The following is a 4,993-nucleotide window of genomic DNA, read 5'->3' on the forward strand; positions in this document are numbered from 1 at the left end:
GCACTCCTCGCCACCTACGGGCAGAGCCGGGCGAAGGACCGGCCGCTGTGGCTGGGCTCGATCAAGTCCAACATCGGCCACACGCAGGCCGCCGCGGGCATGGCGGGCATCATCAAGATGGTCATGGCCATGCGGCAGGGGACTCTGCCGCGGACCTTGCACGCGGACGTTCCGTCCTCGCAGGTGGAGTGGACAGCGGGTGCCGTCCGACTCCTGACCGAGGAGCGGCCGTGGCCCGAGACCGGCGGCGCGCGCCGCGCGGGTGTGTCCTCCTTCGGCGCCAGCGGCACCAACGCTCACGTCATCCTCGAACAGGCGCCGGACACCGCCGACTTCGAGCCCGATGCCAGGACCGAGTCCGGGTCGGTGGCGGTGGGTGGTGGTCTGGTGCCGTGGGTGCTCTCGGCGCGGTCGGCGGAGGCGTTGCGGGCTCAGGCCGCGCGGCTGCTGGACTTCGTCGAGCAGCGGCCCGGACTGCGTGCCGCGGATGTCGCGTACTCGTTGATGGGCCGATCGGTGCTTGAGCACCGGGCGGTGGTGGTCGCGGAGGACCGCGAGGCGCTGACCCGAACTCTCCGTGCGGTGGCGGCCGGCGAGAACGACATGTCGGTGGCACGAGGTGCGGCCGGACGCGGGCGTCTGGCGGTGGTGTTCACGGGTCAGGGCAGTCAGCGGCTGGGGATGGGCCGTGAGCTGTATGCGGCTTTCCCTGTGTTCGCCGAGGCTTTCGAGGCTGTGTGTGCGGAGGTGGATCCTCTGCTTGGGCGGGGCTTGCGGGAGGTGGTGTTCGAGGAGGGTGAGCTGCTGGATCGGACGGTGTTCACTCAGCCCGCGTTGTTCGCGGTTGAGGTTGCGCTTTTCCGTCTGGTCGAGTCCTGGGGTGTCCGGCCCGCTTTCGTGGGTGGTCATTCGGTCGGGGAGATTGCTGCCGCGCATGTGGCGGGCGTCTTGTCGCTGCGTGATGCTGCTGTGCTGGTTGCCGCGCGGGGCCGGCTCATGGGCGCTCTGCCCGAGGGCGGCGCCATGGTCGCCGTTGAGGCCGACGTGGATCAGGTGGCGCCTCTGTTGGTGGACGGGGCGGCCATCGCGGCGGTCAACGGTCTCCAGGCCGTTGTCGTCTCCGGCACCCAGGAAGCCGTGGCCGAGGTGACCGGGCAATTCCAGTCATCCGGTGTCCGTACCAAGGAGCTGCGGGTCAGTCACGCTTTCCACTCGCCGTTGATGGACCCGATGCTGGAGGACTTCCGCACGGCCATCGCGGACGTGTCGTTCGCCCCGCCCCAGATCGGTTTCGTTTCCGCGCTCACCGGAACCCTCGTCACGGACGAGGCATGCACTCCGGATTACTGGGTCAGGCACGTCCGCGAGACGGTTCGTTTCAGCGACGCCGTGCGCACCCTGGAAGCCGAGGGCGCTTCGGTATTCCTCGAACTCGGTCCCGACGGCGTACTCACCGCCATGATCCAGCAGATGCAGCCCGATGACAGCACCACCATCGCCGTCCCGGTCCTCCGTCGCGACCGTCCCGAACCCCACACCGCGGTCACCGCGCTCGCGCATCTCCTGGCACAGGACGCGGTCACCGATCGCACCGCGTTCTTCACCCACACCGACGCCACCCGCGTCGACCTGCCCACCTATGCCTTCCAGCACCAGCCCTACTGGCTCGACGCCACGCCCGCCCGCCCGACCGACGGCTCCAGGGCCCACGACGAGGCCGAAGCCCGCTTCTGGGAGGCGATCGAGGACACCGACCTGGCCGGGCTCGTCTCGGCACTGCAACTCGACGACGCCGCCGATGGCGATAGAGATGACGATGGCGACGGCACGGCCGCGGAGGCCCTGCGGCCGGCGCTGCCCGTACTCTCCGCGTGGCGCGCCCGGCACAAGGAGCGGTCCGCCGCGGCCGACTGGCGCTACCGCATCGTATGGGAGCGGCTCGCGGTCGCCCCGGCTCCGTCCGCGCTGTCCGGAACCTGGCTGCTGGTCGTACCCGAAGACCACGCACCGGACACGGACACGGACACGTGGGCGGCCTCCGTCTCCGAGTGCCTGTCCCGGTACGGTGCCGAGGCCGTCGTACGAGCGGTTCCGGCGGGCACGGTGAACCAGGAGGGGTTCGCCCGCCTACTGCGGGAAGTCCAGGACGGCGGCACGGACAGACTGACGGGCGTGCTCTCGCTGCTCGCGCTCGACCAGGAGACCGGGCCGGCCGGCTCCGCCGTGTCCGGCGAACTCGTCGGAACGCTCTGCCTGCTCCGGGCGCTGGCCGACGCGGGCGTGGAAGCCCCGCTCTGGGTGGCCACCCGGAACGCGGTGACCGTGGGCCCCGAGGACCCGCCGGTGAACGCCGCCCAGTCCCCCCTCTGGGGCTTCGGCCGCGTTGCCGCGCTGGAGTGGCCCCAGCTCTGGGGCGGCCTCGTCGACCTGCCGGCCACCCTGGATCCGCGCGCCCAGGACCACCTCGCCGTCGCCCTGGCCGGCCGCGCCGGTACGGGCAGGGTCCCCGAGGACCAGGTGGCGGCCCGCACCACGGGCCTGTTCGGACGTCGTCTGGTCCGGGCGGCGCGCGGCGCGGAGGCGGCCCCCGAGTGGCGCCCGAGCGGCACCGTCCTGGTCACGGGAGGCACGGGCGCGCTCGGAGCCCGTGTCGCGGAGTGGCTGGCGGCCAACGGCGCCCACAACCTCGTACTGACGAGCAGACGCGGCGTGGACGCGCCGGGGGCGGCGGACCTGCTGGCGCGGCTGGCCGGGTACGAGGTCCCGGTACGGATCGCGGCCTGTGACGCGGCGGACCGGGAGGAGCTGACGGCCGTGCTCGCCGCCGTACCCGCCGAGCATCCGCTGACCGCGGTGATCCACCTCGCGGGCGTCCTCGACGACGCGTTGATCGAAGGGCTGACGCCCGACCGTTTCGAGACGGTTCTGCGCGCCAAGAGCGTCGCGGCTCGGCATCTGCACGAGCTGACCCGCGACGCCGACCGCCTCGAAGCCTTTGTGCTCTTCTCCTCGATGGCGGGCACCCTCGGCGCCCCCGGGCAGGCCAACTACGCCGCCGCCAACGCCTACTTGGACGCCCTCGCCGAGGAGCGCCACGCCCTCGGCCTGCCCGCCACCTCGGTCGCCTTCGGCGCCTGGGCCGATGGAGGCATGGCCACCGACGGCTCGGCGTCCGTGGACGACCGCCTGGTCCGTGGGGGAGTGGTCCCCATGAAGCCCGAGACGGCGATCTCCGCGCTGTTCCAGGCCGTGGCGAGCGGCGAACCGACCCTCGTCGTAGGCGATCTGGACTGGGCGCGCTTCGCCGCCGACTTCACCTCCGGCCGGCCGAGCGCGCTGCTCACCGGCGTGCCCGAGGCCGAGCGGATCCTCCGTCCCGCGCCGGACCCGGCCCAGGACTCCGATGCCGCGGGCGCGACCGGCGGCCCGTCCCTGCACGAGCGGCTGGCCGCACTGCCGGCCGACAAGCGCCTCACGGCTCTGGTCGACCTCGTGTCCACGCACGCGGCGGCTGTTCTCGGCCACTCCGGCACGCGGACGTTGCAGCCGGACCGCAGCTTCAAGGAACTCGGATTCGGCTCCCTCACCGCCGTCGAATTCCGCAACCGGCTGGGACTGACCACCGGTATGAGGCTCAGCGCCACCATGGTGTTCGACTACCCGACGCCGGCGTCGCTCGCTCAGCACCTGTTGACCGAACTCACGTCTGACTCGACGGACATCGAAGCCGTCCTCGACGACATGAACCGGCTGGAGACGGCGGTCCTCGCCCTGCAGGAGGGCGAGGAAGACGGGCGCATCGAGATCGCCCATCGCCTGCGGGTGCTGCTCTCGAAGATCACCGGAGCCGTCGAGGTGACGGTGCACGGGACGGGATACGGGACCGTGTCCGGGACCGGGACCGGGACCGGGACCGGGACAGGCCAGGGCGAGTCCCCGGTTCTGGACCTGAACCTCGACCTGGACGATGCCGATGCCGGCGGCATCTTCGACTACATCGACCAGAAGTACGGGTCCGGCTCAGGGTCCGGGTCGGGGTCCGGCTCCGGGTCCGTCTGACCACATCCCGCTCCGGCCCGCCTCGCCGCCTCCATCTCTCCGTAAAGACGCAAAGAACCGGGTGACCCCTCATCATGTCTGCGAACGAAGCGAAGCTCCTTCAGTACCTCAAGCGCGTCACGTCCGACCTGGACAAGGCGAACGATCGCCTGCGCGAGGTGGAGACCAAGGCCAGCGAGCCGATCGCGATCGTCGGCATGAGCTGCCGTTTCCCGGGCGGGGTCGCATCCCCGGAGGACCTGTGGCGGCTCGTGGCCTCCGGCACGGACGCGCTCTCGGGTTTCCCGACGGACCGCGGCTGGGACCTCGACACCCTCTTCGACGAGGACCCGGAACGTCCCGGAAGCTCGTACGTCCGCGAGGGCGGCTTCCTCTACGAGGCCGCCGGGTTCGACGCGGGGTTCTTCGGGATCTCGCCACGTGAGGCGCTGGCGATGGACCCTCAGCAGCGGCTGTTGCTCGAAACCGCGTGGGAGTCCTTCGAGCGGGCCGGCATCGACCCGGTCCTGCTGCGCGGTTCCCGCACCGGTGTGTTCGTCGGCACCAACGGTCAGGACTACGGCCCGATCGCCACGGACGCCCCCGAAGACCTCGGCGGCTACGTCGGAACCGGCAACGCGGCGAGCGTCCTCCCCGGCCGGATCTCCTACGTCCTCGGTCTTGAGGGGCCCGCGGTGACGGTGGACACGGCGTGTTCGTCGTCGCTGGTGGCGCTGCACCTGGCGGTGCAGTCGCTGCGGCGTGGCGAGTGCACCCTGGCCCTGGCCGGCGGTGTCACCGTGATGTCGTCCCCCGGGACGTTCGTGGAGTTCAGCCGGCAGCGCGGCCTCGCGCCCGATGGCCGGTGCAAGTCTTTTGCGGAGGGCGCCGACGGTACGGGCTTCGCCGAGGGCGTGGGCATGCTGTTGGTGGAGCGGCTGTCGGACGCGGTACG

General features: G+C 71.4%; 2 protein-coding genes. Both read left to right on the forward strand.

Annotated elements, in window-relative coordinates:
* A partial coding sequence (locus ABTZ59_RS36760) for an SDR family NAD(P)-dependent oxidoreductase (protein ID WP_351425709.1) occupies positions 1-4,059 on the forward strand: 4,059 nt, incomplete at its 5' end.
* Between the two features lie 74 nt (positions 4,060-4,133).
* A partial coding sequence (locus ABTZ59_RS36765) for a beta-ketoacyl synthase N-terminal-like domain-containing protein (RefSeq protein WP_351425715.1) occupies positions 4,134-4,993 on the forward strand: 860 nt, incomplete at its 3' end.

It is taken from the genome of Streptomyces sp. NPDC094034 (assembly GCF_040303865.1).
In the GTDB taxonomy this organism is placed as follows: domain Bacteria; phylum Actinomycetota; class Actinomycetes; order Streptomycetales; family Streptomycetaceae; genus Streptomyces.